Annotated in this window: 21 protein-coding genes; 12 read left to right on the forward strand and 9 right to left on the reverse strand. The window is 56.4% G+C overall.

The window, feature by feature from the left end; genetic code table 11:
• Positions 1-84: 84 nt before the first annotated feature.
• The 3 genes from ACI0FJ_RS13685 to ACI0FJ_RS13695 form a co-directional block, all read right to left on the reverse strand.
• A complete protein-coding gene (locus tag ACI0FJ_RS13685) occupies positions 85-654 on the reverse strand; it encodes a flavin reductase family protein (protein ID WP_424304454.1) in 570 nt (189 codons plus the stop codon).
• Between the two features lie 224 nt (positions 655-878).
• Positions 879-1,391: a hypothetical protein gene (locus ACI0FJ_RS13690; protein ID WP_424304455.1), complete on the reverse strand. Its 513-nt coding sequence runs from the start codon at positions 1,389-1,391 to the stop codon at positions 879-881.
• A 922-nt stretch (positions 1,392-2,313) separates the two neighbouring features.
• On the reverse strand, positions 2,314-3,150 hold the full coding sequence (locus ACI0FJ_RS13695) for a M48 family metallopeptidase (protein WP_424304456.1): 837 nt from the start codon (positions 3,148-3,150) through the stop codon (positions 2,314-2,316).
• A gap of 81 nt (positions 3,151-3,231) precedes the next feature.
• Between ACI0FJ_RS13695 and ACI0FJ_RS13700 the strand changes: the two genes are divergently transcribed.
• Positions 3,232-3,576 (forward strand): STAS domain-containing protein, encoded by a 345-nt coding sequence (locus ACI0FJ_RS13700; RefSeq protein ID WP_424304457.1) that lies wholly within the window; start codon positions 3,232-3,234, stop codon positions 3,574-3,576.
• Positions 3,577-3,655: 79 nt separating this feature from the next.
• Here the strand turns inward: ACI0FJ_RS13700 and ACI0FJ_RS13705 are convergent, their stop codons facing one another.
• The 3 genes from ACI0FJ_RS13705 to ACI0FJ_RS13715 all read right to left on the reverse strand — a co-directional run bounded on the left by ACI0FJ_RS13705 (position 3,656) and on the right by ACI0FJ_RS13715 (position 7,275).
• Positions 3,656-4,504 carry a TatD family hydrolase gene (locus tag ACI0FJ_RS13705; protein WP_424304458.1) on the reverse strand — a complete coding sequence of 283 codons (849 nt, stop codon included), beginning with the start codon at positions 4,502-4,504 and terminating at the stop codon, positions 3,656-3,658.
• Between the two features lie 405 nt (positions 4,505-4,909).
• The gene (locus ACI0FJ_RS13710) at positions 4,910-5,791 is read right to left on the reverse strand and encodes an amino acid ABC transporter permease (RefSeq protein WP_424304459.1); all 882 of its coding nucleotides are present in this window, start codon (positions 5,789-5,791) and stop codon (positions 4,910-4,912) included.
• 92 nt (positions 5,792-5,883) lie between these two features.
• The gene (locus ACI0FJ_RS13715; RefSeq protein WP_424304460.1) at positions 5,884-7,275 is read right to left on the reverse strand and encodes an ATP-dependent 6-phosphofructokinase; all 1,392 of its coding nucleotides are present in this window, start codon (positions 7,273-7,275) and stop codon (positions 5,884-5,886) included.
• A gap of 387 nt (positions 7,276-7,662) precedes the next feature.
• Here ACI0FJ_RS13715 and ACI0FJ_RS13720 point away from each other — a divergent pair, with 387 nt between their 5' ends.
• The 7 genes from ACI0FJ_RS13720 to ACI0FJ_RS13750 all read left to right on the forward strand — a co-directional run bounded on the left by ACI0FJ_RS13720 (position 7,663) and on the right by ACI0FJ_RS13750 (position 16,498).
• On the forward strand, positions 7,663-8,856 hold the full coding sequence (locus tag ACI0FJ_RS13720) for a PP2C family protein-serine/threonine phosphatase (protein ID WP_424304461.1): 1,194 nt from the start codon (positions 7,663-7,665) through the stop codon (positions 8,854-8,856).
• A gap of 322 nt (positions 8,857-9,178) precedes the next feature.
• Positions 9,179-9,652 carry an Lrp/AsnC family transcriptional regulator gene (locus tag ACI0FJ_RS13725; protein WP_424304462.1) on the forward strand — a complete coding sequence of 158 codons (474 nt, stop codon included), beginning with the start codon at positions 9,179-9,181 and terminating at the stop codon, positions 9,650-9,652.
• Positions 9,653-9,759: 107 nt separating this feature from the next.
• A complete protein-coding gene (gene ald, locus ACI0FJ_RS13730) occupies positions 9,760-10,866 on the forward strand; it encodes an alanine dehydrogenase (protein ID WP_424304463.1) in 1,107 nt (368 codons plus the stop codon).
• Positions 10,867-11,203: 337 nt separating this feature from the next.
• The gene (gene dgt / locus ACI0FJ_RS13735) at positions 11,204-12,556 is read left to right on the forward strand and encodes a dGTP triphosphohydrolase (RefSeq protein WP_424304464.1); all 1,353 of its coding nucleotides are present in this window, start codon (positions 11,204-11,206) and stop codon (positions 12,554-12,556) included.
• 255 nt (positions 12,557-12,811) lie between these two features.
• Positions 12,812-13,954, forward strand: coding sequence for an iron-containing alcohol dehydrogenase (locus ACI0FJ_RS13740; RefSeq protein WP_424304465.1), 1,143 nt, complete (start codon positions 12,812-12,814; stop codon positions 13,952-13,954).
• The gene (locus ACI0FJ_RS13745; RefSeq protein WP_424304466.1) at positions 13,954-15,162 is read left to right on the forward strand and encodes a two-component system sensor histidine kinase NtrB; all 1,209 of its coding nucleotides are present in this window, start codon (positions 13,954-13,956) and stop codon (positions 15,160-15,162) included. The genes ACI0FJ_RS13740 and ACI0FJ_RS13745 overlap by 1 nt, the downstream gene beginning before the upstream one ends.
• On the forward strand, positions 15,155-16,498 hold the full coding sequence (locus ACI0FJ_RS13750; RefSeq protein WP_424304467.1) for a sigma-54-dependent transcriptional regulator: 1,344 nt from the start codon (positions 15,155-15,157) through the stop codon (positions 16,496-16,498). The genes ACI0FJ_RS13745 and ACI0FJ_RS13750 overlap by 8 nt, the downstream gene beginning before the upstream one ends.
• A 739-nt stretch (positions 16,499-17,237) precedes the next feature.
• Here ACI0FJ_RS13750 and ACI0FJ_RS13755 read toward each other — a convergent pair.
• The 3 genes from ACI0FJ_RS13755 to ACI0FJ_RS13765 form a co-directional block, all read right to left on the reverse strand.
• The gene (locus ACI0FJ_RS13755; RefSeq protein ID WP_424304468.1) at positions 17,238-18,989 is read right to left on the reverse strand and encodes a PAS domain-containing sensor histidine kinase; all 1,752 of its coding nucleotides are present in this window, start codon (positions 18,987-18,989) and stop codon (positions 17,238-17,240) included.
• Positions 18,949-20,118 (reverse strand): alcohol dehydrogenase-like regulatory protein ErcA, encoded by a 1,170-nt coding sequence (gene ercA, locus ACI0FJ_RS13760; RefSeq protein WP_424304469.1) that lies wholly within the window; start codon positions 20,116-20,118, stop codon positions 18,949-18,951. Before ercA ends, ACI0FJ_RS13755 begins: the two co-directional genes overlap by 41 nt.
• Positions 20,119-20,311: 193 nt before the next feature.
• Positions 20,312-21,367: a diguanylate cyclase domain-containing protein gene (locus ACI0FJ_RS13765; RefSeq protein ID WP_424304470.1), complete on the reverse strand. Its 1,056-nt coding sequence runs from the start codon at positions 21,365-21,367 to the stop codon at positions 20,312-20,314.
• Positions 21,368-21,647: 280 nt separating this feature from the next.
• Between ACI0FJ_RS13765 and ACI0FJ_RS13770 the strand changes: the two genes are divergently transcribed.
• The 4 genes from ACI0FJ_RS13770 to ACI0FJ_RS13785 all read left to right on the forward strand — a co-directional run bounded on the left by ACI0FJ_RS13770 (position 21,648) and on the right by ACI0FJ_RS13785 (position 25,314).
• Positions 21,648-22,967 (forward strand): amidohydrolase family protein, encoded by a 1,320-nt coding sequence (locus ACI0FJ_RS13770; RefSeq protein ID WP_424304471.1) that lies wholly within the window; start codon positions 21,648-21,650, stop codon positions 22,965-22,967.
• Positions 22,968-23,046: 79 nt separating this feature from the next.
• Complete coding sequence (locus tag ACI0FJ_RS13775; RefSeq protein WP_424304472.1) at positions 23,047-23,352, forward strand: hypothetical protein; 306 nt, start codon at positions 23,047-23,049, stop codon at positions 23,350-23,352.
• Between the two features lie 231 nt (positions 23,353-23,583).
• Positions 23,584-23,901: a hypothetical protein gene (locus ACI0FJ_RS13780; RefSeq protein ID WP_424304473.1), complete on the forward strand. Its 318-nt coding sequence runs from the start codon at positions 23,584-23,586 to the stop codon at positions 23,899-23,901.
• A 420-nt stretch (positions 23,902-24,321) separates the two neighbouring features.
• Entirely contained in the window at positions 24,322-25,314 is a 993-nt protein-coding gene (locus ACI0FJ_RS13785) for an NAD(P)H-dependent glycerol-3-phosphate dehydrogenase (protein WP_424304474.1), read from the forward strand.
• Positions 25,315-25,455 lie beyond the last annotated feature (141 nt).

Genomic DNA, 25,455 nt, shown 5'->3' on the forward strand with positions numbered 1-25,455 from the left:
GTATTGGTCGATACGGCCCGCGCAGTGAAATCAACTGCAACACAGCCGGGAACAAAAATCGCGTGGCCATCCTTTTCATGGACGTTATTTCATCAGATTGCGGCCTGGGGAAAATGCCTTGGCCACGGTTTCTCCCAATCCGGCATAGGTTTTGCCCTGTCCAACCACGTATATGAGCGGATCAATCTTGGCTGCGTCCGGCTTTCCGTCCGTGGTGCACTCTTCGGAAACATGCACCTGCACGATTTCCGCCACAACCAGCAGATGGCAACCAAGGTCCAGGCGGTGATGCATGCGGCATTCCAGGTTTACCGGGCATTGCTCGATAAGCGGAGCGCCGGTTTCCCCGCGAAAAATGTTGAATCCGCAGGCTTCCATCTTGTCCGCCTTGGAACCGGAAACAATACCGCAGTAATCGACCTGCTCCACCTGGGCAACAGACGGGATATTGATGGAAAAGACCTTGTTTTGGTCAATGCCTATCATGGTGTAGCGTTCCGGACGGATACCCACGCTGAGCATGGGCGGATTGCTGTTCACTATGCCTACCCAGGCGGCTGTCATGGCAGTGGGCTTTGAATTCACATCCGAAGCAACAAGAACAGCAGGCATGGGATACATAAGCGTGGTAGGGCCGAGAGTGACCTTGGACATATTGATTCCTCCATGGAATAGGGGGCAAAAGATTTACACTAGCGGGTGTTTAGGCAAGTTCAAACACCCTTGCGAGTGTGTAAAAAACGTTGTGTCTTGCAAGAAAAGCAGGCCAGAAACCGCTTTTTCCACATGCGCAGTTTCCAAAGATACATGGCAAGGGAAGCGCCATGACGTGGGGCATGTCCCCCATTACCAGCCAGGAAAAGGGGACGGACGCGGGGTTAAAATCTGGTTACTGCGCTTTCGTTGCCGAAAAATACTTTTTTCTTGGAGCCGCCGTTTTCATCCGGCACATTTCCGGACAAGGTCATTCGATACCCAAAGGATATGTAGAGGGGGCCGCCAACCAGTTTTTCCGGCTTCAGCCGAAAAACAAAGGGCACGCCGCTGCTCTTGTCCAGCCCTTCGAATTTTGCAGGGTCCAGGATGAACAGGTCGCGTGCCAGAACAAATCCCTTGGCGTCGGCTACATAGGCTTCCAGCCACAATTCATCCACATGCACGGCCCAGTCGGGAATATTTTTGACCAGCGGTATGGCTGTGCCGGAAACTTCAAAACTATCCTGCGAGGCCTTGGTGTCGTAGGAAAATTTCCAGAATTTGAGGCTCAGCTGCTTGGGCTGGTCCAGCTGGAAAGGATTTCTGGCCAGGTGTCTTACACTTGTATGTGAACAGGCTACGGTAAAGGCCGTGAGGAGAATAAGCGCAACGACAAATGGAATTCTGCGGTGCATCAACAACCTTCCATTGCGATAATCATAAAATGTTTCCATCGGGGCATCAGGAACAGAGCCGTTGTGTGAATAAAACGCCGATCAATCAAGTAAACAATGCCAACAAACTGGCGTTTTCCGATAACTCGTATCAAATACAGGGAATCAAGAAAAGAGCATAATGGGAGCGGAGGCTGAACAATTAAAGGGAGCAGGACGCGCTGTGTGCCCATCCCTTGCCTGAAAGGCCTGGCTGCATTACATTAAAAGGTAACACTATCTGTGTGGAGACGTCATGTTTGCAGGTGAGGAATATTCCCAACCCGTTGTAGGGTATACCCATGTTGGGCCGGTGGGCCATGTGGAACCCGGACCGGCCGGTCATTTTGAGCCGGGTCCGGTGGGACATGTTGAGCCGGGGCCTCCCGGGCATGTTGTTATACATCCCGCCACACAGTATGCGCCCGTATCCAGTGCCACGGGTATTGTTATTGCCACTCCTGCTACGCGCACTGCTTGGGATCAGTCGACCGGCATAATCGCCAGTGTCAGAGTGTAGGCTGCTGAAAAAGGCACGATAGCGGCGTTGTTTCACCACTTCCAGAACCCTCGTGTATAAAAGAATACACTTCGGAACCTGGAAGAGGCTTACGCCTTGCTCTCGCACCTTTTTGAGCAGCCTTTGTTGTTGGGGTGGCCGCGCGATTTTTGTCCCCGGCTTCGTAGTTTCGCCGGAGAACAAAACTTACACGGCCATTTGTTTTCTGTAGCTATAAGAATGGCTTAATTAAGCAGCTATCATTTTAAAGTCCCCTTCGCTCAAAAGCGAAGGGGACTTTTTATCATAAAAAATAGTGGGTCCAGGGCCATCATGGCCCTGGCGGGGTGCGGGGCAGCGCCCCGCTTGCTTAACCTTCCCGCTTCTCCTCTTCCTCTTCCCATCCTACGCCAGCAGTCTTGGCACCAATGCTTCGGCGCTGTGCAGTTCTTTTTCCAGGGTATCGACTTCGGGCAGCATTTGGCGCACCAGCTTGTGGAATTTGGGGCCGTGGTTGAGCTGTTGTGTATGGCACAGCTCGTGGATGCAGATGTAGCGGACCAGGCGGCGGGGCATGAAGAGCAGCTTGGCGTTCAGGCTTATGCCGCCTCTGGCGGAGCAGCTTCCCCAGCGGGTCGATTGGGTGCGAATCTGGCAGCGGCTGAAGTGCAGGCTGGTTTCGCGTGCCGCCTCGGCCAGGATGTCGGGGAGTATGGGCTTTGCCTTGCGCACCAGAAAACGGTTCAGAAGCGACCGGGTTGTTTCCAGATTGGCGTCGGTCAGGCCTATTGGCTTTTGGTCGGCATCTGATTGGTCATTATCCGGTTGTTCCTGGAGCCGGAGGAGGAGCCGGTGGCCTGCATTGATCCGCAGGGCGGGGTTTTTCTGTGCCGACTGGAAGACCGTGTCCACCTGCCATTGTTCATCCAGGCAGCGCAGGTCCAGCAGTGGGGGGATGGTTGGCGGATTCCATGGGTCGAAATCCGGATATTTTGCCTGCATGGCGGCTATGGTGCGCAGTATCCATTCCGTGCGGCGCTCTAGAATTTTCGGAACTCCGGACGTGTCGAAATATTCGGGAGCCACCAGTACCAGGCCGTCGCGCCGGGTGATGGTGAGGGTAACGCGGTTTTTGCGGGAACTGGTGCGCAGGGTGCACGGGGGGATTGTGCTGTTCCTTTCGGTATGGCCGTTTTTTCCCCCGCGCAATCCGGGGAGTGGGTCATATTGCTTGGCAGGCATATTGCGTATGTCTCTTTTTCAAGGTAAGCAGAATGTTGTGCCTATAGAATGATTTAAAAATACACCCGGAGCTTATGCCCGATGGATAACGCATCCTTCACATCTGAAATTCTCGACGACGTGGCCGTGGTTTCCGTCAGTGGCCGCCTCGACCCTTTGACTGGACCCCAGTTCGAGGAGTTCGTCAATAATTTGATTGAACAAGGCAACCTCAAATTTGTCGCCGATCTGGGCGGTCTGGAATACATCAGTTCCGCGGGGTTGCGCAGTATTCTTTCCATGGCCAAAAAGTTGCGGCCCATGGGCGGAGCCATTGTTTTCGCCAATCTCAAAGGCATGGCCAAAGACGTGTTCGACATCTCGGGCTTTGGTTCCATGTTCGGTATTTTCGAAACAGTGAGTGCCGCCAAAGACTCTCTGGACTGATCTTTCCCAAACAAGACATCGAATAAAGCCCCGGAACCGTACACGGTCCGGGGCTTTTTTTGTGCAAAGTTCGGCCAGCCTATTGAATGCCGAAAAAACAACGGGCGTTTTCGCTGGTCAGCCGCCATATCTCCTCGGGCTCCACGCCGCGCAGTTTGGCAATGTGGGCAGCCGTGAACACGATGTAGGCGGGTTCGTTGGGCTTGCCGCGGTATGGCTCGGGCGCCAGATACGGGCTGTCGGTCTCTATCAGCAGCCTGTCCGCAGGAATGGTGGGCACGGCTTCCTGTACGGCTTCGTTTTTGGAATAGGTCACCGGCCCGGGCACGGAGATGTGCCAGCCGTTGGCCACGATGCGGGCGGCCATGTCCGTGTTGCCGCCAAAGCAATGCCACAGCAGCGGGCGTCCGGCCCAGCCGAATTCCTCCAGCATCTCCAGGCTTTCCTGGTCTGCGTCGCGGCTGTGGATAACCACGGGCTTGTCCAGCTCCTTTGCCAGTTCCAGCTGGGCGATAAACCACTCCCTTTGCAGGTCGGGCGGCACGTCCTTCCAATAAAAATCCAGCCCTATCTCGCCCACGGCACGCAGCCTGCTGTCCGCAGCAAAGGCTTTGCGCATGCGCTCCAGCACGTCCTTTCCGGCATCACTGTCAGCCGGGCCTATCTCACCCACATCGTTGGGGTGCATGCCCAGAATAAAAAAGACTTCCGGGTGGTCCGCAAAAAGCTCGGCATTGGTTTCGTAATCTTCGGGGCCCAGAAATACGTTGCCTATGCGCTCCAGCCCAGCGGCGGCTGCCCGTTCCAGCACGGCCGGGAAATCATCCCCAAAATGCTTGGGGCCAATATGCGCGTGGCTTTCAACGCCTATGCGTGGCAGTCCGAGGCTTTCGGGCTGCGGTCTTATTTTTTTCTTTTTTTTGCTCATGGTATTTGCAGATATATAAGGAGGAAACACAGGCTCGTGCCCCTCCGGGTTGCTCCAAAAGTGCGTGCCGTGCGGCTTACTATGGGCGGCTGCTATTTGCAAAGGGAGGTAAGGGTGGGAAGATGGGCAGGTGGGCAAGCGGGGCGCTGCCCCGCACCCCGCCAGGAGGCAACGGCCTCCTGGACCTGCGATTAAAAAAGTTTTCTCAGGGTAGGCCGAAGAGTATGAAAGGAAATAACCTTATAATTGAAGCTTTTCTTATAGCTACGGAAGTTGTGTGGCCGTGTAAGTTTTGATCTCCGGCAAGGCGCAATTGGTTTCGCAAGCGAGGACAGTATTTTTCTATACGGCCCGCGCAGTGAAACCAAGATGCAACGTAGCCGGGGGCAAAAATCGCACGGCCACTTAGGCTATACTACGATTTAAATACGCCTCAAGTTTCCGGGCGGCAGTGGAAAGACTAAACGTCATAACAAAATACAAGGCCAGAATGGTTATCCATATCTCAAAGGTCAAATACGTGGAGGCCATCAGCTCCAGCCCCTGAAACGTCAGTTCCTGCACGGAAATAACCGAAACAATGGCCGAGTCCTTGATGGTGGAAATGAACTGCCCGGCCAGGGGGGGCAATATGCGCTGGATGGTGAGCGGCAAAATGACATGGCGCATGGTCTGCCAGGGCGAAAGGCCCAGCACGTAGGCGGCTTCCCATTGGCCCTGGTCCACGGAACGCACGCCTGCACGGACTATTTCCGTAATATAGGCGCCCTCGTAGATCGCAATGGTGAACAAGGCCGCCAGGAAGGAAGGCAGCTGCGCGCGCGGGGCAAAGAAAAATTCCAGCACGCCGAGCACGCTTTCCGGGGCGTGGCGTATGGCGTCTTCCAGGCCGATGGCGGCAATGATCTGCGCGCTGAAGAAAAAGTAGCAGATAAAGACCAGCACCAGGGGCGGCAGGTTGCGGACCAGTTCCACATAGGTCCCGCCAATCAGGCGGAAGAACAGGCTTTTGCTGGCCCGGGCAATGCCCATGGTTGTGCCGATGATCGTTGCGATCAACGTTCCCCAAAGGCTGATGCGCAGGGTGGTCAGCAATCCCTGCAACAGCACGTTGGGTACCCACCAGCCGCTTTGGTTGCGCCGCACCAGATACTGGGGAATGACCGACCAGTCCCATTCATACTGCAGTCCGGCCTCTATGCGATACGCCATGTATCCGGCCAGGGATGCCAAAATGATGATAAGAACCCCGTCCAAGGGGGTGAAACGAGCGCGTTGGTGCAGCATACGTTGACGGTGCTGGGGTTTTAAGGAGCGGGCCGCCATAAATTTGCACTAAATTCTGGGACGGCCCGCTGGGAATGCATGGTCTCAGCCGATTACTTACCAGCCGGGGGGGTGAGTTCGCAAGAGTCGGGATGCGGCCCGGCGCTGTTGGGCGTGATGTGGTTCTGCCCGGTGGATTCGAGCACGGCGCGCCAGTAGCCGGACTGGATGTTCAGGTGCTTGCGTTTTTGCGTCACCAGCGAGAGGGGCAGGTGCAGGTAGCGGTCCTGCAGGCGCGATATGACCATGCCGGTCTTGCCGCACATGCCCGCATGCACTGCGCTCTGGCCCAGAAATCCGCAATAGACCCGGTCGTTGGAGTTGGCCGGTACCGAGCGGATGATGTAGCTGGGATCTATATATTTGAGGGTGATGGGAATATCCCGGCTATTGAAATACTCTTTTATGGATTTGATGAGCACCGTGCTGATGTCGGACAGCTTGAGGTTGCCGGAAGCGTCCCGCTCCTCGGTGGGCGGGCAGAGATGCTGTCCCGCGCCTTCCGCCAGAACAATCACAGCATGGTGGCGGGCATTGAGCCGCTCTTCCAGGGCGGGCAGCAGGCCGCGTTCGCCGTCCAGTTCAAAGTCGTATTCCGGCACCAGCACAAAGTTGGCCTCGCGCAGGGCGAGCACGCTGTGTGCCGCAATAAAGCCGGAGTGGCGGCCCATCACCTTGACCAGCCCGATGCCGTTGTACGCGCCGGTGGCCTCTATGTGGGCGCAGCGGATGGATTCCGTGGCCTTATCCACAGCCGTGTCAAACCCGAACGACTTGGAAATGCAGCTGATGTCGTTATCAATGGTTTTGGGAATGCCTACCACGGAAATCTTGAGTTTGCGGCTTTCGATTTCCGCGCAGATGCTCTGGGCGGCCTTCATGGTGCCGTCCCCGCCTATCATGAACAGGATGTTGATGTTCATCCGTTCCAGGGCGTCGACAATATCCTCGGCAGGCTGGGGGCCGCGCGACGAGCCCAGGAATGTTCCGCCAAACTGGTGGATGCGCGATACGCTTTCCGGCGTCAGCTCCACGAAGTCGTGGCCGTACTTGGGGATGAACCCTTGCAGGCCGAAGCGGATGCCCAGGCAGGCGGCTATATTGTAGCTGTGGAACGCCTCCAGCACGATGGACCGGATAACGTCGTTGATACCGGGGCACAGTCCGCCGCAGGTGACAATGGCGCATTTGGTTTTGCTGGGATCGAAGTAGACCTTCTCGCGAGGTCCGGCCAGCTCGAACACGCTGGCGGAGTCGTAATTGTCCTGGCTGGAAAGGTCGTCTTCGGCAAGATTCAGCAGAACCTTGGCGTCTTTTTCGACAAAACGGCAGTATTTCAGCGGATTGTCGCAACGGGGATTTCCCAGGGAAGGGATGTGGGTGTCCACAACCTGGTTGCGGGAATTTTTTTTGATCGCCTTTTTACCGGCGTTGGTTTTCGGCATGATTCCTCCAGAAAGAATCAAACGCTCAAAATGAGTTCTGAGCAGTAGCTTCAAGGTAGCGCATATAGACCGCGAAAATCAAATTGCATTTTGTTGACGATCTTGCCATGAAATCCGCGCATCTGGGGACTGTACTGCAAATCTGGCCGGCAACACACCAAAAACCATTTATTTCAGCGAAAAATTTAAACAGGCAGTGAAAATCCCGGTCTGGTCATTTTCATAGTGTTTTGGTATGAAATAAAACAGGCAAACGACATTTGAGGAGTGCAGCCAAATTCCTTTGGCTGTTGAAGTCTTGATATAAACAACATATAAAAAAATGTAATGTCGTTGTCAGGCGCTTTACAAATGATTCCGGCAGGCTGTTATGACGAGGGGAGTGAAATGTCGGAACGAATTCTTGTTGTGGATGATGACGAATACAGCCGGGGGTATCTGGCTATTCTGCTGCGTGCCTCAGACTATGAGACGTTCGAGGCGGTGGACGGCCAGGACGCCTATGAAAAGGCTGTTGCCACCGATCCAGATCTTATTCTCATGGATATCGTCATGCCGCGGCTGGACGGATTTCAGGCCTGTGCCTTGATCAAGGCGGAAGAACGTTTTGCCGACACCCCTATTATTTTCCTTTCTTCCAAAAGCGACACCGAAGACAAGATAAAAGGGCTGGACATAGGCGGGGTGGACTATATCACCAAACCGTTCGATGAGGGCGAGGTTTTGGCCCGGGTCCGCAGCCAGCTCAAGATACGTGGCCTGACCAAAGAACTGCGACAGGCCAATGAAAAACTTACGGCCAAGCAGCTCCATCTGGACGAGGACCTCAAGGCGGCTGGCGAAATCCAGCGCAGCATGCTTCCTGCCTTTACCCCGCACCTGGGAAACGCCACCTTTGGCTGGAAATTCCACCCCAGCGACCAGGTGGGCGGCGATATTTTCAATGTCATCCCGCTGGATAACGACCTGGTGAGTTTCTACGTGCTCGATGTCAGCGGCCACGGGGCCCCGTCCGCCCTGGTTGCCGTTTCCGTCACCCAGATTCTGCAGTCCGGGGGAAACATGTGTTTGCTGCCCGGCGTGGAAAAGTCCAACCAGAGTCTGCTTGCCAGCCCGGTGGAGGTGCTCAGCTCCCTGGACAGGGAGTTTCCCATTGAGCGTTTCGACCGCTATTTCACCATGTTTTACGGCTGCCTCAATGTGCATACCGGCGAACTCGTCTATTCCGCGGCGGCGCATCCTCCACCCCTGCTGCTGCGTGCCGATGGAAGGTGCGAGCTGCTGGAAGAGGGCGGCTCCATCATCGGGCTTGTGGGCAAGGTGCCCTTTACCCAGGGGACGGTGCGCCTGGAACCGGGCGACAGACTCTTTATGTACACGGACGGTATTACAGAGTACGAAGACGCCCAGGGTAATTTCTTCGGCCGGGAACGTCTGTTCGGGCTGGTGAAGGAGCACGGCGGGGATTCGCTGGATAGGCTTCTGGATACTGTCTACGAAAGTCTGATGCAGTTCGGCCAGGAACGCGACCCCAAGGACGATGTGACCATGCTTGCCCTGGATTTCGGCCCGTCCGACTGATCCCTCCGCGCAGCCGGGCCAATGCGCGGCTGTTTCCTCTTTCTTTTTCTGATGATGTCTGCGTGCGGTCCGGCTACGGTTGGCCGCCGCATGGGCTGTTTTTTGTATTTTGCAGCCGAATGATTGTGTAAGTTTTCCTTTCTCCCGGTCTTGTTTCCTTTCTTCCTTTCCGTTTATTTTCTAAAGAAAGATCGAATCCTCTTTAAATCAAAATTTCGTTTGACTTTTTTATTTAAAAAATAAAAAATGTCTGAACAATTTCAATTTAGAAAATTATCATTCATCAAATTTTTTTTCTTAGACTTTGGCGCACGAGGGTAGCATGACAAAGCACAGCCTGTCCCATCAAGAGCATCAATTGATCTCTGAACTTGTGGACGATGGTTCGCAGTCGGCCGGAAAACTCGCCGAAAAGCTGCAAGTCACAAGTCCCACGGTTCGTTCCCGCCTTAAAAGCCTTGTTTCCAAAGGAGTCCTGCGCATCGCCGGACTCATGGACCCGTTCCAGGCCAAGGGATTCACCATCGCCCTGGTCTGTCTGACCGTTCAGAGCCACGAGCAGCTCAGTGAAAAGCTGGAACAGGTTGCCGCACTGAAAAATGTCAACTGGGCCGCCATTGTTACGGGCCGGTACGACATAATGGTCGAAGTCGTCCTTTCCGAAGAAATTTCTGACCTGCACCGTTTTCTCGACGAAGACATGTCCACCATCGGTGGCATCAACTCCAGTGAGAGTTTCGTCATGATGCAGGCCAAGCGCAAGTGGATACTGCTCCCCAAGGGGTGGCGCCGCTAGCCGGGCTTTGATGCGTTTTTGTCAATCGCGCTTCCCGCTGTGGGAAGTCGAACATACACACTTACAGCGTCTTCGGGCGCACCAATAGTATTGTGTAGGAGGCATTCATGATCATCGGTATTCCCAAGGAAATTAAAACCATGGAAAACCGGGTGTCCATGACACCCGCTGGTGTAGAAGCACTGATCCGTCGCGGTCACGAAGTCATTGTCGAGGCCGGAGCTGGCCTGGGCAGCGGCTTTGTAGACAGCGAATACACGGCCACCGGCGCCAAGCTGGGCGACGCTGCCGCTGCCTGGGGCGCGGAAATGGTCATCAAGGTTAAGGAACCTATTGCCGCGGAATACAAGTTCCTGCGCGACGATCTTCTGCTGTTCACCTACCTGCATCTGGCGGCCGACAAGCCCCAGACCGATGCCCTGCTCAAGGCCGGCACCACCGCCGTTGCCTACGAGACCGTGCAGCTCCCCGATGGCAGCCTGCCCCTGCTCATGCCCATGAGTGAAGTGGCCGGTCGTCTGGCTCCTCAGGAAGGCGCACTGCACCTCAAGAAGACCATGGGCGGACGCGGCATGCTGCTGGGCGGCGTACCCGGCGTGGCTCCTGCCAACGTGGTTGTGCTCGGTGGCGGCATCGTGGGCACCAACGCCATCAAGATTGCCGTTGGCCTGGGCGCTCGTGTTACGGTTCTGGACATCAACCACCACCGCATGCAGTACCTGGACGACGTGTTCGGAAACCACATCGTTACCATGAACTCCAACGAAGCCAACATCCGTGAAGCCGTTACCAAAGCCGACCTGGTTGTGGGCGCGGTTCTCATTCCCGGCGCCAAGGCTCCGCATCTGGTAACCCGCGAACTGATTTCCCAGATGAAGGAAGGCTCGGTCATCGTTGACGTTGCTGTTGACCAGGGCGGCTGCGTGGAAACCATCAAGGCCACCACACACACCGATCCCACCTATGTCATCGACGGCGTTATCCACTACGGCGTGGCCAACATGCCCGGCGCAGTGCCCCGTACCTCCACCTTCGCACTGGTCAACCAGACCCTGCCTTACGCCATCAAGCTGGCGGAAAAGGGTGTGGGCGCCCTGCGTTGCGACAACGCTCTGAAGCATGGCCTGAACACCTATCAGGGCAAGCTGACCTTCCCTGCCGTTGGCGAAGCCTTTGGCATGGATTACGTTTCCGCGGACGAAGTGCTGGCTTAAGCTGCACAAGGCGGTTCCTGAAACCGTCTGATTTGCGGAAATGGGCGATAAGGGATGGAAACAACAAATTGAAAAAGGGGCGACATCCCGTCATAGGATGAAACCCCGCGGGCTGCCTGCAAAGCAGCCTGAGACCGAAAGGACAGGCCTTTTCGGTGGTATATCCGGCTTAAATATTGTGTAAGGAATTCCCGGCCCGGCCATGGGTTGTCCATGGCCGGGCTTTTCTTATGCCCTTGTCTGTTTTGCCTGGGTTCCCGAATTGATGCCGCGGGGAATTGCTGGCACAATCCGCATGCAGTTGAAACCACATCCAATCAGGGCAAAGAGAAACACTATGTCGGCATCTTCTTCCATGCAGTGGGACAGCCTTCTTTCCTCGGACCGTCCATACCCTTCTTCCGTTCCCCAAACCCAACCGGAATCTAGGCCCGACCCAAGGTATGGCCGCAGTGATTTTCAGCGCGATATCGACCGCATCATCTTCAGCGACCATTTCCGGCGTCTGGCAAGAAAGACGCAGGTCCACCCGCTCAACGAGAACGACCATCTCCATTCCCGGCTGACCCATAGCCTGGAAACATCCAGCGTGGGCCGCAGCCTGGGCGAGGAAGTGGGCTATTTTCTGCAGGACATGGGCGAACTGCCCGCGGATGTTCTTCCCCATCAGGTGGGGCAGCTTGTGCATGCCGCCTGCCTTGCCCACGATATCGGCAATCCGCCCTTTGGCCACAGCGGCGAGAACGCCATCAAGGACTGGTTCAAGGACAACCACAGGTACATCGACGATCTCCCCCCAGAGGAACAGTCCGACTTCACTCGTTTTGACGGCAATGCCATGTCCTTCCGCATTCTGGCCAGCACCGGGTTTGTGCGCACGGGCATGAACATGACCTACGCCCTGCTGGGAACGCTGCTCAAGTATCCCTGGCTTTCTGCCAAGTGCACCACCAAGGACAAGTTCAATTTTTTCCAGTCTGAAAAAAATCTGATGGACAAATTGCAGGACGAGCTGGGGCTTTTGGGAGAAAACGGCGTGCTGTGTAGGCACCCGCTGGCCTATCTTACCGAGGCGGCGGACGACATCTGCTACCGCATCATAGACATTGAAGACGCCACCGAGGTCGGCATTCTGGAACACAACTTCATGGTCGATTCCTTTCGCCACGCCTTGGACCTGTCCCAGGACAAGTATGAAAAATACCTTGCCCAGCATTTCCGCCAGAGAAACAGCAGGCTGCGCGCAACCCTCATCAACAGGGCCACGCAGGAGGTGGTTGCCGCTTTCAAGCAGCACTACGCCGCCATCATGGACGGCAGCTTCGACCCGGGCAAGGGGTTGATGGATATCGGCGAAAGCGGCGTGTGCCGTGAAATCTACGATTTGTACGATTCCATCGAGGAGCGGTTGTTCCTGTCCAAGCGCAAGATCATACTGGAAATAGGCGCGCAGAACACCCTGGGCGTGCTGCTGGAAACCATCATGCGCGAGGCCGACCGGGCGTGTTCCGGCAACAGCGCCGCCGGACGGGGAAAACTGGGCTGCATCCTAGGAAAGGATCTGGTGGACGACATTCTGCAGCGGGAAAAGAGCCGCTATTGGATGTGCATGGCTGCCCTGGACTATGTTTCGGGCATGAGCGACCACTATGCCGCGGAAATGAGCCGCAAGTTCATGGGGCTGAATTAGCCCAGGCCGCCTGCGGGGCCACAGGGGCCGCCATTTTCCGAGTTTTTTGGTTCCACGACATGCAGAATATCTGAAATTTTGCTCCTTTACCCGTTACATGGTAAAGATACCTATCCCCATTTGTCGGAGACGGTTATTTCATCCAGACAGTCGCATTTTTCGCCGGATTCGTTGTTTTTCACAAACACTGGTCTGCCCGCTTTTGATGTGAAGAGCCTCTTTGATTTGGGGAAATAGGGGAATACGGGAAAAGGGATGGAGATAACAAAATTCGCTGTTCCGGAAATAATATTCGGCAACGGCAGCATCAAACATCTGGCACCCTGCGCCAGGCGTCTCGGCGCCCAACGCGTCCTGCTTGTCAGCGATTCCGGCCTGGAAAAGGTTGGATGGGTCGATGTGGTCACACGCATTTTGGCCGAAGACGGCCTGGAGTGTGTCTATTTCAACGAAGTGGATTCCAACCCGCGCGACTGGCAGGTGCACAAGGGCGCGAAAATCTACATGGAAAACCAGGCCGACGTCATTATCGGCCTGGGCGGGGGCAGCCCCATAGATGCGGCCAAGGGCATTGGAACCCTGGTGGGAAACGGCGGCAAGATAAGCGATTATGAAGGGGCCAACCGCATCCAGCACCCTCTGCCGCCCATGATCTTTATCCCCTCCACCGGAGGCAGCGGTTCGGACGTTACCCAGTACAGCATCATCACCGATGTGGCGCGCCAGGTGAAGATGTCCATCATCAGCCGTACCCTGGTGCCCAATATTTCCATTATCGACCCCAGCCTGCTCGTCACCATGACGCGTGAGCTCATTATCGCCTCGGGCGTGGATGCCTTTTCCCATGCCATCGAGTCCTACCTGTCCAAGCTGGCCTCACCGTTTACGGAAAATCAGGCCCTTATGGCCATGCGTCTCATCCTGGAAAATCTGGGCGACGCCATCCAGACCAAAAATCCAAAGGCCCTGGAAAAGCTCTCCATTGCCAGCACCGCGGCGGGCATGTCGTTCAGCAACGCCGGGCTGGGCATCACCCACGCCCTGGCCCATTCGCTGGGCGGCAGGTTCGACGTCATGCACGGCATGGTCCACCCCGTGCTTCTGCCTGTGGTGATGCGGTACAACATCCCGGCCTGCACGGAAAAGCTGGCCAATATCAGCCGGACCATCATGAAGCACGACAAGGGAACATCAGAAGAGTTGGCCCATTGGACCTGCGATCATCTCACCAATCTGTTTGCGGGGTTGGATGTGCCCGTGCGACTGCGCGAGCTGATCCCGGACAAGTCCAGCCTGGACCAGATATGCCGCATGGCCCTGTATGATGCCTGTGCGGTAACCAACCCACGGTACGCGGCCTGGAGCGACCTCATGTCCATCTGCCGGGAGTCTTGGTAATGGAACTGCTGACCACGCTTGAAGATCTTGTGGGCATTGAGCACAGCAAGCTCAACTTTTTTCAGGAATTGCAGCAGAGCATCAAGCAACTCCGGGCCACCAACCGGGAGTCCGAGAACCAGCGCCGGGAAATCGCGGCCATTTTGGACGGCATTACCGACGTGATGATGGTGCTTTCCGAAGACCTGCGCATCATTTCCGTAAACCGCGTGTTCGAGGATATTTTTCCCGGCATCAACCCCATTGGCAAAACCTGCTACAGCATCTTTCGCCATACCGGGAAGCCCTGCCCCGAGTGTCCGGCCTTCCGCTCCCTGAACACCAATAGCGTGTGCAGGGAAACCGCCATCTTCCGCATTAGCGGCCGCAACCGCCAGTTCGACATGGTGGCCTCGCCCCTGAAAAACCCGGAGTGGAAAGAACACCGGGTGCTCATCTTCAAGCGGGATGTGACCCTGGAAAAGGAATACCAGGCCAAGTTCTACCAGGCCGAGAAAATGGCCACCATCGGCGTGCTGGCTGCCGGTGTGGCGCACGAGATCAACAATCCGCTGGCCGCGGTTTCCGGGTTTGCCGAGGGCATCCAGCGGCGGCTGGCAAAATTGCCCGACACCATATCCACCGAACTTTCCGACGACCTTATCGAATATACGGACACCATTCTCAAGGAGTGCAACCGCTGCCAGGAGATTGTCCAGACCCTGCTGACCTTCAGCCGTCCCATATCCGCAGAGTTCACCCATGTGGGGTTGAACAATGTGGTGCGCGATACGCTGAAGCTGCTGCACCACCAGCTGCGCAAGCGCAATGCCGTAAACCTCAAGGTGGGGCTGGACCCGGAACTGCCCCTTATCCAGGGCGACGAAGCCCAGCTCAAACAGGTGACGTTGAATCTGCTGACCAACGCCCTGGACGCCGTGGGTGAAGAAGGAACCATCAGCGTCCGCACCGCCTGCAGAAAAGACGGGTATGTGGGCCTTTCCGTATGCGATACGGGCTGCGGCATTCCGCAGGAAAACCTGGACATGCTTTTCGAGCCGTTTTTTACCACCAAACCCGTGGGCAAGGGCATAGGCATAGGCCTTTCCACCTGTTTCAACATAGTGCGTGACCATGGTGGAGAAATTTTCGTTCAACACAGCGAGCCGGGCGAAGGGTCCAACTTCACCGTCAAACTGCCAATCCAAACGGAAGATGAGCGTGCGTGATTCGTATAAAGTTTTGGTCGTGGACGACGAAGAGTCCATTCTTCGCCTGCTGCAAAAAGAGCTTTCCACCCCCGAGCGCAGCGTGGATACGGCCGGGGATGTCCAACAGGCGCGTGAGCTGGTACGCAAGAGCCAATACGACGTGGTCATATCCGACCTGCGCCTGCCCGACGGCGACGGCCTGGACCTGCTTGTCGAGTTGAAGGATCTTTTTCCCGATCTGGAAGTCATACTCATCACCGGACACGGCAACATCGACAACGCCGTGGAAGCCATGCGTATTGGGGCCTACGACTACATCACCAAGCCGTTCCGTCTGGACAAGGTGGAGCTGGTGGTGGATAGGGCCTGGCAACGCGTCTGCCTGCAGCGCGAAGTCCGGGGCCTGAAGCACACCACGTCCCAGTCCACGCACAGCCAGCTGGTGGGCAACTCCGCATCCATCAAGGAAGTCCGCTACCTCATCCAAAAGGTCGCGCCCACGGACGTGCCCGTGCTCATTACCGGAGACTCGGGCGCGGGCAAGGACGTGGTGGCACGGTGTCTCCATGCCCGTAGCCAGCGGGCGGCCACCCCGCTCATCATCAAAAACTGCGCAACCCTGCAAAAGGAACTGGCGCGCAGCGAACTCTTCGGCCACACCAGGGGCTCGTTTACCGGGGCAACAGACAACCGGGAAGGGCTTATGACCTTTGCCCACACCGGCACCCTTTTTCTGGACGAGATAGGCGAACTGCCCCTGGAAGTGCAGGCCTCGCTCCTGCGCGTTCTCGAAGCCCAGACCTACCGCAGGGTGGGGGAAAAGGACGAACGCCGGGTAGACATCCGGTTCCTGTTCGCCACCAACCGCAATCTGGCCGAAGAAGTGGAAGCCGGACGTTTTCACGAGGCGCTTTACCACCGCATCAACGTGTTCAATATCGCACTGCCCGGACTGAACGAGCGCAAGGAAGACATTCCCCTGCTGGTGGAACACTTTCTGGGGCGCCTTGGGAAGCAGATGGGCCAGGGCATGTGCACGGTGAGCGAAAAAGCCATGCAGAATATGCTGGCTTATTCCTGGCCCGGTAATGTGCGGGAACTGCGCAACGTGCTGGAACGGAGCATCATCCTTTCGGAAAAGGGCGTCATCACCCGCAGTTCGCTTCCCAAAGAGCTTGGCGTGGGGTGCGATGAGCAGGCAGAGGGGCATGTGTTGTCCCTGGAGCATATGGAGCGGATGCACATCGACCGGGCGCTGGGATTTTTCAACGGCAATCGGCAGCAGGCCGCGCGCGCCCTGGGTATAGGGCGCAAAACCTTATACCGAAAAATGCAAAAATACGGGCTGGGATGAGGCAAAGGGAGGAATGGCGGCGTTGCGTCGTCTTTCCCAGAACCCTCGCGTATTGAAGAATACGCGTCGGAACCTGGGAAAGGCTTGCGCCTGGCCCTTCCCGCCCTTTGCCTCATCCCAGCCACGTCTGCGGGGTGGAAGGGAGAGCAAGTAAGAAAAAGGGCTGTTAATCGCGTGTTGGTTAACTGTTTGTTTTTATCTATTTTTTAAGTTTTAGTTTCGGCTACAAAAAGACGGCCCGTTCTGGAGCCGTCTTAATTTACCATTATAATGCAGGCTGCTCAAAAAGGGGCGAGAACAAGGCACGAGAGATATTCGAGGCCGTTATCGTGTTTTTCCAGCATCCGCGTTTTAATCTTAAATTATCCAGATAGTGCAGGCAGTTGAGAAAGGTGCGGGAGCAAGGCGTGAGTCTCTTTCAGGTTCCGAAGTGTATTCTTTTATACACGAGGGTTCTGAAAGAGGTGAAACAACGCAGCTAACGTGCCTTTTTTCTGCAGCTTGAACGCGTCTGTCCTTTTCCGTACTTCACGTTATTCCAGGCACATCCGTATGGTTTGTATCTGGAGTAACAACAAAAAAACGGCCTGTTCTGGAGCCGTCTTAAATTATCCAGATAGTGCAGGCAGTTGAGAAAGGTGCGGGAGCAAGGCGTGAGTCTCTTTTCAGGTTCCGAAGTGTATTCTTTTATACACGAGGGTTCTGAAAGAGGCGAAACAACGCAGCTAACGTGCCTTTCTCAGCTGCCTGAAGAAACCATGGGGATGGTGAAATTGAAAATACTCCCCTCGCCCAATGTGCTCACCGCCCAGATGCGGCCTCCGAAGCGGCTGACAATCTGGCGGCAGATGGGCAGGCCCAGCCCTGTTCCCTTGGGGCGGTCGCTGAGGTGGTCGCCGACCTGTCTGAATTTTTCAAAAATCGTTTCCAGCTTGTCGTGCGGGATGCCGATGCCCGAATCCTGGATGCGCACCAGCAGTTCCTTGTTGCCCACGTGCGCGCTGCATTCAACCCGGCCGTGGTCCGTGAACTTGGCGGCATTGGACAAAAGGTTGATGAGCACCTGGAGCAGGCGGGCCTGATCCGCCATGACCTTTGGGGTATCCGGGGGAACAGTGCTTACCAGCTCCACCCGCTTTTCCCGGAACAGGGGGCTGCATGCGGCAATGGCCTGGTTGACGGAAGCGCACATGTCCACTGGGGAAAGTTGGAAATCCGCCTGTCCGCTTTCGTATTTGGAAAGGTCCAGCAGATCGTTGATAAGGTCTGTCAGCCGCCGCCCTTCGCGTACGATGATGTCCACGTTTTCCGTAATTTGGGAAAACGCCTTTCCCACCTTGGGGGAGTCCATGTTCAGGGCGGGCTGCAAGTTTTTTTCCAGCTTTTTTTCGATGATCTTGGCAAAGCCGTAAATGGCGGTAAGCGGAGTGCGCAGCTCGTGCGAGACCAGGGAGAGGAATTCGGTTTTCGCCCGGTTGGCGGCTTCGGCCTGTTCTTTGGCCAGGCGATAGCGTTTTTCGGTGCGGGTGCGCTCTTCCACTTCCTTGTGCAGCTGTTTGTTGGCCTGGGTCAGTTCCGAGGTCCGTTCCTCCACCCGCTGTTCCAGCTCAAAATGGGCCTTGATGATCTGTTCTTCGGAAAGCTTGCGGTTGGTTATATCGATGATGGAGCCTTCGATATACTCGGTTTCTCCGGCTTCGTTGACGGCGAGCCGGGCGTTTATGGAAACCCATATGCGTGTCCCGTCGTTGCGGATGAAGCGGCTCTCGAAGTTGCGGACAGACCCGAATTTTTCCAGTTTTGCCAGAAGTTCGGACCGGTCGCCGGACTCTGCATAGAGCTGGCTGGGCAGGTCCAGCACATAGGTCCTCAGATCCTCGGGCGAGTCGTAACCGAGCATTTCCGCCATTGCCGGGTTGGCGCTCAGAAAGGAGCCTGTGGGCGAGGTTTGAAAAATGCCTTCCACGGCATGTTCGAAGATGGAGCGGTATTTTTCCTCGGCCAGGCGCAGGGCGCGTTCGGCATCCTTGCGCTGGGAAATATTGCGGGCCAGGAGCAGGGCGTACTTTTTACCGTCCATGGAGATGATGCGGACGTTCATTTCCACGGGCGGGGCGTTTCGGCCCTGGTAGCTCATGCAGGTGTGGTCGGACTCCAGAACTATCCGGCCTCCGCCCCGAACCAGGGCCTTGTGGAACTTGCCCGAGGCGCTGGGAGTGAACACCCGTTCTACGCTTTGCCCGATGAATTCTTCCCGATGCCGGTGGAACAGCCCCTGTGTTCCGTAGGCATCCACAATGGAGCCGTTGTCTCCACTTACCAGAAAGATGGTGTCTCCGCTTTGATCCAGCAGAAGACAGAACCTTTCCAGATCGCTGAGCCGTGTTTCAAGCTCTCCGGAAGTTTCATGCGTTCCGGTTGCGGAGCGGGCGTCGGAAGGTGTTTCTTCGTTAGAGTGCGCGGAGGAATATGTTCGCAATATCTTCGGCATCAGCCTTTTCCGGGTTGGTCAAAATACATGGATCGTTAACGGCTTTGGCAGCCAAATCGGGTATATCCTCGGGCCGTACGCCAAGGTCGCTCAGGCCACCGGAAACCCCCACGCTTTCTTTAAGAGTGCGGATGATGCTGGCCACTGCCTCGCGTTTGACGTCTTCAGGTTCCTGGTCCGAAATCTCGGCTCCCATTGCCCGGCCCAGAGTTGTGTACCGGTCCACTGCAGCGGGAAAATTGTACAGAACCACATGTTCCAACAGCAGGGCATTGCACAGGCCGTGAGGCAGGTCAAGCAGGCCCCCCAGGCTGTGGGCCATGCTGTGCACCGCGCCCAGAATGGCGTTGGAAAAGGCAAGCCCGGCGTACATGCTGCCCAACATCATGTTTTCACGGTACTTCAGGTTCTGGGGCGAGGCTATGGTCTTTGCCAGGCTGGCGGAGATGATCCGTACCGCCTCCAGGGCATGCAGGTCGGTTATGTGCGAGTTGGCATTGGAAACATAGGCTTCTATGGCATGGGTCAGCGCGTCCAGCCCGGTGTGTGCCGTCAGCTCGGTGGTCATGGACGTGGTAGCCACAGGGTCTATGAGGGCCACGTCCGGAACCATGGTTTTGCTGACAATGGCTATTTTAACCTGGTGGGTGGTGTCGTTGACAATGCAAAACTGCGAAACATCCGCGGAACTTCCCGCCGTGGTGGGTATGCAGATGAGCGGGGGGCCGGGTTTGGGGACGTTGTCCACGCCTTCAAAGGAGATGATGTCCTGTTCGTTGACGGCGACGATGCCTATGCCCTTGGCCGCGTCCAGAACACTGCCTCCGCCCACGGCGACAATGCTGTCGCATTTGGTTTGTGCGGCAAAGGCCGCCCCTTCCATTATTTCGTGGTCGCGGGGGTTGGCAGTAATATGGGAGAAAATTTCATAGGGAAGGCCCGCCCCTTCCAGAGTCTGTCTGACCTTTTCGGCCCAGCCAAGGGACAGCATGGCCTCGTCCGTTACCAAAAGAACCTTCCGCCCGCCCAGATTTGCCGCATACTGTCCTGCAAGTCGCATGGCCCCGGGGCCGAAAACGAATTCAGGTGCTACGAATTTACGAAGAACAGAAGTTTCTTCGCTTGACATACCCACTCCTTTCGGTCTGGTTCGTATCCGTCAGTGGCAGCGAAGCACCGTAACAGTCCCGAGGCTTCGTCCTGAATTGCTGGGGGGCGTGGTCTGGATAGAGATCCAGTATCTCTTTACAAATAAAGGGATTGCCAATGTATTGCAAGGGGGGTGAGGCGCAAGCCAGGGAAAACCGGGTGCTGTAGGCGGTTCAGAAGATGATCGGAAGTTCTTCCTGGCAAAAGGCGCAGCATCTGTCACGGCCGGATCGTTTGGCGTCGTACATGGCCATGTCCGCCATTTCTATAAGTTTTTTAGGGTCGTCTCCCAGGCTGGGAATCATGGATGCCAGCCCGATGGATACGGTCACGCTTCTTCCGTAATCCAGGCCCGGGTGGGCAATGTCTTCCTTGCCCAGGGTCTGGCGGATTCTGTCGGCAATATAGGAAGCGCCTTGGGCGTCGGTTTCGGGCAGGACGATGATGAACTCCTCGCCCCCGTAACGGGAAACGCTGTCCTGCGGGCGGTGAAGGCAGGAGGACAGGGCGGCGGAGATGCGGCGCAGGCATTCGTCTCCCTGCTGGTGGCCGCAGGTATCGTTGAACTTTTTAAAGTGGTCGATATCCACAAGCAGCAGGGAAAGGCTTCGGCGGTGGCGAACGGCCATGCTCCAGCTTTTCGCATAGGTGGCTTCAAAGCCGCGGCGGTTGGGGATGCCGGTAAGGGGATCGATGGCGCTGAGGCGTTGCAGCATAAGGTTCGCCATGGTCAGCCGTTCATTGGCAGTGGAGAGTTCTTTTGCCAGGCGCAACAGTTCCTTCTCGCGCTGTCTTCGGATGTCTATTTCCTGCTTCAGGTGCAGGGCGGAGCGCACCCTGGCGAGAAGTTCCACCTTGGTGACCGGCCAGGTGATGAAATCCGCGGCTCCGGCCTCGAACGCGGCATTGATATGCATTTCCTCCGGGGATGCCGTGCAGGTGATGACCGGGATGAACTGCCCGTGCGGGTGGTTTTTTATGGTGCGGGTGGCCTCTATGCCGTTGATGCCGGGCATCATGATGTCCATGAGGATCAGATCGACCCCGTTGCATGGGAGGTCTTTGGGGAGTTCGTCGGCCAGGTCGCTGGCGGGTCTGTCCAGTTCGAGCTTTTCAAAAGCCTTGGCAGCACAGGAGGCGGAAAGTACGTTGGTGTACCCTCCCCCCCGGAGCATGGCTTCCAAAAGAATGCGATTGGACTCGGTATCGTCGACAATGAGAATGCGCATGGTGGTCCGGCCCCCCTCATGCAGAATACGTGTTTTGGCCTGCATTGTGAATGGGTTTTCACTTAATACCGGATCATAGCCTATTGTTTGTTTTTGTGTAGTGGGGTTTTCCTGTATTTTGGGTGGAAATCAAAGAATATCGGCTGGAAAGATCGTCGGCAGAGGCTGCCGATGTTTTCAAGCGCTGACCAAACACGATAGACATACGCCGTTGTGGCGGATACAAGTTTCGCACTTCAGGAGACCTGTCCACATCAACCCATCACGCCGGGAAAGCATCATGGACCGTACCGTCTGCCAAAGCATCGTCTGTTCCAACCTTCTTCTTCCTTCCAGCCGTTCGGAAACAATTGCCGACGCAGCCGTGGCCGTGGGGGGCGGGCAGGTTCTGGCATATGGTTCGCGCAGCCGCATTATGGCCGAATTTGCCTCCGACCATGTGGAGGAGCTGGGCAACTGCCTGCTGATGCCCGGTCTGGTCAATGCCCACAGCCATGTGGCCATGACCTACCTGCGCGGCCTGGCCGATGATCTGCCCCTTTTGACCTGGTTGAACGAGCATATTTTCCCTGTGGAGCAGAACCTTACCGAGGAGATCGTGTACATGGGGGCGCTGCTGGGCTGCGCCGAAATGATGGCCTTGGGCACAACGGCCTTCTGCGACATGTACCTGCTGGAAAAAGGCGTGGCCCGGGCCGTGGACGACTCCGGCATGCGGGCGGTTCTGGGCGAGGTTCAGTTCATGTTTCCCACTCCCGCCTATGGCTCGGTGGATGAATCCTTTGACGTGGTGCGCGAACTCTTTGATATCTGCCGCGACCATCCCCGTATGCGGGCCTCGGTAAAGCCGCATTCCGTCTACCTTACCACGCCGGAGCTGCTGACCCGCTGTTTTGCGCTGGCCGAGGAGATGGACTCCCTGTTCGATCTGCATGCGGCGGAATCCAAGGCAGAAACCCTCCAATGTCTGGAAAATTTGGGCAACCGCCCCATAGAACACCTGGAAAAGCTGGGGCTGCTTACCCCGCGTACGCTGCTGGACCATTGCGTGGACCTGAGCGAGCGGGAAATCCGGCTGCTGGTCAAGACGGGCTGTAAAATTTCCCACAACCCGGAAAGCAACATGAAACTGGCTTCCGGGGTTGCGCCCATACCCGCGTTGCTGGGGGCAGGAGCTGTGGTGGGGCTGGGCACGGACGGAGTGGCCAGCAACAACAATTTGAACATGTTCGGGGAAATGACCTCCGCGGCCCTGCTGCAAAAGGTCCATGCCCTGGACCCTACGGCCTTGCCTGCCGGGGATGTGCTGACCATGGCAACGGAAGGGTCCGCCGCCTGCCTGCTTTGGCCCGAACTGGGCCACATAGCGCCGGGCTGTCCTGCGGACATGACCGCCCTGGACCTGGACAAGCCGAACATGCGCCCCCTGTACGATGCACCTTCCCATTGTGTGTACGCCGCAACCGGGGGCGAGGTCTGCTTTACCATGGTGCAGGGCGAGACCATTTACAGGGACGGCAAGTTTTTGACTTTGGACTATCCCGCCCTGCTGCAGGAGGCCGACAAATTGTCCCAATGGGTGCGGAAACATTCAGCATAATCGCGACCTTGCTTGACCATGCAGGCGACCTTGGGTAGGCAGCCTTCCTGGCATTTCTCCCCATGCCGAAGGAAACCTCATGTTCAATCCGTACGCCGGTTCCACTGCCAAAGAACGTCGCCGGGTTTTACGCCGTTTGTTTCCGTCCCGGAACGGGCAGTATGTGTATGTCCGCATTGACCAAGGACTGCTTCTTCGTTCCAGCCTGAGAGACCTTTCCCCTGCCGGAATGCGTCTGCACCACGAAACCGAACATGTTTTGCACAAGGGAAGCCGCATCCGCGTGGGAGAGGCGTTTGCCCAGACTACCCTGTTGGAAGGGGGGCACGGGCCTATCTGCTGGGTGGCACCCGGTGAATTGGGCATACATTTCGATCGGCTTTAGCCAGGCGAAATCCTGTAGTTTGAGCCGTTGGCTGGCGTTGTTTCGGCAGTTTGAGGGGACGCCTGTTTTCTGCTGAAGGGAGCCTAATGAGTCTTGGTGATAATTTGGGGCATTATATTTTTCCACACCAATGGATTTATGCACAGTTTATCCACAGAATAGGAACTTTTCTTGCAATGTTCAAGGCGGATTCAAAATTCCGGCGCATTTGCCGCCGCAGAGGAGACCGCCATGAATACCAACACAGCCGAAGACATCACCAGGCAAGTAGAGCACGAGGACCACGCTGCCCACCGCGTCCATCCATGGGATGTGGAATTCAGCCGCAGCGCCATGATAACCATCGGTTCCGCGGTAAAGCAGATTGCCGCGCATCTGGGGGTGAGCCCCAAGGCCGTAACCAAGGGAATGTTTGGGGAAATGTACTGGATGGAACCCAGCAACCGGCTCATGCTCGTCATTCCCGTGCCCAAGGCCGAAGCCGACATGTTTGTGGAAATTCCCGAAGGGCATTGGCAGATCCGCGAGCGCAATCAGGCCACGCAGTAATGGTGCGCTAACGCACGGATGTCCGTTCACATGGTGTTCGTTCAAAACGTGCGCCGGAATGGCCGTCCGGAGTGCCCCGGAGCGTTCATTGTGAAGCGTACGGGAAACGTGGTTTTCAGGCAGATTTTGCAGGGCATGGCAAAAAAAGGGCTGTAACCGTACCCGGCAACACGCATTGCAAGGCGGCTTGCCAGAAGTACCGGGCCAGATTAACCTGGCGGTATGTCAGCAGAATACGTTTATGTATTTTGTGGAGGACCGCGATTCGGAAAAGCGGTTAATCAGGTTCACACCGCTTTTGCTGGTGCATGGCGGACCATGTGCCAGCCGGTGACGTGCCGCTGCTTGTTTATTCAGAATGATACGAATTGAACGGACGCCACAAGTGCGCTCCTTTTTTCTGCCAATGGAGGCGTATACATGATCTTTTCGGTCCTCGGGGGCGGCAGCTGGGGCACGGCCCTGGCAGATCTGCTGGCCCACAACGGCCACGACGTCAGGCTCTGGCTGCGCAAGCAGGAGCTGCTGGACGAAATAGAGAAGAACCGGGAAAACACCTGGTATCTTCCCGGCCTTACCCTGCACGAAAAACTGAGGGCAACGACAGATTATGGTGTTGCCCTTGAAAATACGGACTGCGCCATGTTCGTGGTTCCGTCCCAATTTTTCCGCGGCGTGTTGCAGGAGGTAAAACCTCTTTTGCCCGAACGTCCGGCCATTTTGTGCGCCAACAAGGGCATAGAGCTGGAAACCATGTGCACCATGTCCGAAGTGGTGGAGCAGACCGTGGGCGACCTCAATCCACGCTACGCCATGCTCTCCGGGCCCAGTTTCGCCCAGGAGGTTGCCCGGCGCATGCCTGCCGCCGTGGCTCTGGGCTGCGTTCACAAGCGGTTGGGCCAGGATCTTCAGGACGCCTTCAGCAACGACTATTTCCGGGTCTACACCAACCCCGACTTCAAAGGCGTGGAGCTGGGCGGAGCCATCAAGAACATCATTGCCATTGCCGCGGGCATTGCCGACGGCCTGGACTTCGGCACCAATGCCCGCGCCGCCCTTATCACCCGGGGGCTGGCCGAGATGAGCCGCCTGGGCAAGGCCATGGGGGCCAATCCCGCAACCTTCATGGGGCTGGCAGGCATGGGCGACCTGGTCCTGACCTGCACCGGCGAACTTTCCCGCAACCGTCAGGTGGGCCTGAGCCTGGGCAAGGGCCGAAAGCTCCCGGACATCCTTTCCCAGATGAAAATGGTGGCCGAGGGTGTGAAAACCACCGAAGCCGTGCGCGATTTGGGCAGAAAGCTCAAAGTCGACCTGCCTATCACCGAGAATGTCTACGAGGTCCTGTACAATGGAAAGGATCCTGCGCTTGCTGTGCGGGAGTTGATGGCACGAGACCTTAAAGACGAATAGCCCCGCAGGCGGGTGAGAAAGGCACGATAGCTGCGTTGCTTCGTCTCTCCCAGAACCCTCGTGTATGAAAGAATACACTTCGGAACCTGGGAAAGACTCCCGTTTTGCTCTCGCACCTTTCTCACCAGTGAAGTGCCATAG

Origin of the sequence: Desulfovibrio sp. 7SRBS1 (genome assembly GCF_049723905.1) — a bacterium.
Taxonomy (GTDB): Bacteria; Desulfobacterota; Desulfovibrionia; order Desulfovibrionales; family Desulfovibrionaceae.

Coding starts and splice junctions, on each gene's coding strand:
- ACI0FJ_RS13685 (WP_424304454.1), bottom strand. CDS start 654: ATGTCCAAGGTCACTCTCGGCCCTACCACGCTTATGTATCCCATGCCT.
- ACI0FJ_RS13690 (WP_424304455.1), bottom strand. CDS start 1,391: ATGCACCGCAGAATTCCATTTGTCGTTGCGCTTATTCTCCTCACGGCC.
- ACI0FJ_RS13695 (WP_424304456.1), bottom strand. CDS start 3,150: ATGCCTGCCAAGCAATATGACCCACTCCCCGGATTGCGCGGGGGAAAA.
- ACI0FJ_RS13700 (WP_424304457.1), top strand. CDS start 3,232: ATGGATAACGCATCCTTCACATCTGAAATTCTCGACGACGTGGCCGTG.
- ACI0FJ_RS13705 (WP_424304458.1), bottom strand. CDS start 4,504: ATGAGCAAAAAAAAGAAAAAAATAAGACCGCAGCCCGAAAGCCTCGGA.
- ACI0FJ_RS13710 (WP_424304459.1), bottom strand. CDS start 5,791: ATGCTGCACCAACGCGCTCGTTTCACCCCCTTGGACGGGGTTCTTATC.
- ACI0FJ_RS13715 (WP_424304460.1), bottom strand. CDS start 7,275: ATGCCGAAAACCAACGCCGGTAAAAAGGCGATCAAAAAAAATTCCCGC.
- ACI0FJ_RS13720 (WP_424304461.1), top strand. CDS start 7,663: ATGTCGGAACGAATTCTTGTTGTGGATGATGACGAATACAGCCGGGGG.
- ACI0FJ_RS13725 (WP_424304462.1), top strand. CDS start 9,179: ATGACAAAGCACAGCCTGTCCCATCAAGAGCATCAATTGATCTCTGAA.
- ald (WP_424304463.1), top strand. CDS start 9,760: ATGATCATCGGTATTCCCAAGGAAATTAAAACCATGGAAAACCGGGTG.
- dgt (WP_424304464.1), top strand. CDS start 11,204: ATGTCGGCATCTTCTTCCATGCAGTGGGACAGCCTTCTTTCCTCGGAC.
- ACI0FJ_RS13740 (WP_424304465.1), top strand. CDS start 12,812: ATGGAGATAACAAAATTCGCTGTTCCGGAAATAATATTCGGCAACGGC.
- ACI0FJ_RS13745 (WP_424304466.1), top strand. CDS start 13,954: ATGGAACTGCTGACCACGCTTGAAGATCTTGTGGGCATTGAGCACAGC.
- ACI0FJ_RS13755 (WP_424304468.1), bottom strand. CDS start 18,989: ATGCCGAAGATATTGCGAACATATTCCTCCGCGCACTCTAACGAAGAA.
- ercA (WP_424304469.1), bottom strand. CDS start 20,118: ATGTCAAGCGAAGAAACTTCTGTTCTTCGTAAATTCGTAGCACCTGAA.
- ACI0FJ_RS13765 (WP_424304470.1), bottom strand. CDS start 21,367: ATGCGCATTCTCATTGTCGACGATACCGAGTCCAATCGCATTCTTTTG.
- ACI0FJ_RS13770 (WP_424304471.1), top strand. CDS start 21,648: ATGGACCGTACCGTCTGCCAAAGCATCGTCTGTTCCAACCTTCTTCTT.
- ACI0FJ_RS13775 (WP_424304472.1), top strand. CDS start 23,047: ATGTTCAATCCGTACGCCGGTTCCACTGCCAAAGAACGTCGCCGGGTT.
- ACI0FJ_RS13780 (WP_424304473.1), top strand. CDS start 23,584: ATGAATACCAACACAGCCGAAGACATCACCAGGCAAGTAGAGCACGAG.
- ACI0FJ_RS13785 (WP_424304474.1), top strand. CDS start 24,322: ATGATCTTTTCGGTCCTCGGGGGCGGCAGCTGGGGCACGGCCCTGGCA.